We start from the raw sequence: 668 nt of genomic DNA on the forward strand, positions 1-668 counted from the left end.
TGCGCAGCCTGTTCATCGGCCAGCACGATGGACCGCAAGGTGTGCGGCATGGTGCGGGCTGCGTCGGCGATGATCGCGGCATCGCGGGCGTCGGTCTTCGCCTGGCCGGGGTGTAGGTCGGCGATCCGGCGCATCGCAAGGCCCGGGATGTAGCCGACGAGGACGCCCATCGCGGCGGCGACCGCGACGGGGAGTGCGCCGATCGTGGCCGGCTGGTCCACCACGACGAGGACCGTTCCATGGCCGGTCATCTTGGTGATGACAGTCCGCAGTTTCGCCTCGTCTTGCGGTAGTGGCTTGTCGTAGAGCTTCTTGCCGTCGCGGTCCAATGCGACTGCGTGGTGTTCGGTCTTGCCGACGTCGATTCCGATGAACACGTCGACTGTGTCGTACCCGTCGATCATGAGGCACCTCTTCCAGATTGGCAACTGGTGAAGCTGGCGCGCCTGCGGCCTCAAAGTTCGGCATCCACGTTACGACCGACTCTTCACTCGCGCCCATGGTGCACACGGTTGGGTCCGGTCCCTATCAGCGATCCTTTGATGCCTATCGGAACCCGGTGACAACACCCCCCGGATCATCAATGACTGGGGGCATAAGTCATGCCGGGCCCGACGGGCCAGCAGTCCTGATCCTGTCACGAACCAGGGCTACTAAAAAGGTAACGG

1 protein-coding gene is annotated in these 668 nt (G+C 63.6%); it reads right to left on the bottom strand.

The window, feature by feature from the left end; translation table 11 throughout:
* A partial coding sequence (locus tag NQ034_RS16065) for an IS110 family transposase (protein WP_257050023.1) occupies positions 1–404 on the bottom strand: 404 nt, incomplete at its 3' end.
* Between the last annotated feature and the right edge of the window lie 264 nt (positions 405–668).

This window comes from Brevibacterium moorei, assembly GCF_024580735.1.
Lineage (GTDB): Bacteria > Actinomycetota > Actinomycetes > Actinomycetales > Brevibacteriaceae > Brevibacterium > Brevibacterium moorei.